General features: G+C 73.2%; 1 protein-coding gene. It reads right to left on the minus strand.

Features of this window, described 5'->3' with window-relative positions; translation table 11 throughout:
* On the minus strand, positions 1-265 hold a 265-nt coding region (locus LQ326_RS47600), incomplete at both ends, for an AMP-binding protein (protein ID WP_234545438.1).

The following is a 265-nucleotide window of genomic DNA, read 5'->3' on the forward strand; positions in this document are numbered from 1 at the left end:
CGTCAGCGTGCCGTTCGGGCGCCGCACCCCCCGGTCACCGGTGCGGTAGAGCCGCTCACCGTCCGCGAACGGGTGCGGGAGGAAGACCGCCGCGGTCTTGCGGGCGTCGCCGAGATAGCCGCGGGCGAGTCCGGCCCCACCCAGGTAGAGCTCGCCGGGAACACCGTCGGGCACCGGGTTGAGGTGCTGGTCGAGGACCAGGACCTGGTTGTTCGCGATCGCCTCGCCGAGGGACACGTCGCCGGCCCACTCGTCCTCCGGGACA

It is taken from the genome of Streptomyces shenzhenensis (genome assembly GCF_021462265.1).
GTDB lineage: Bacteria > Actinomycetota > Actinomycetes > Streptomycetales > Streptomycetaceae > Streptomyces > Streptomyces shenzhenensis.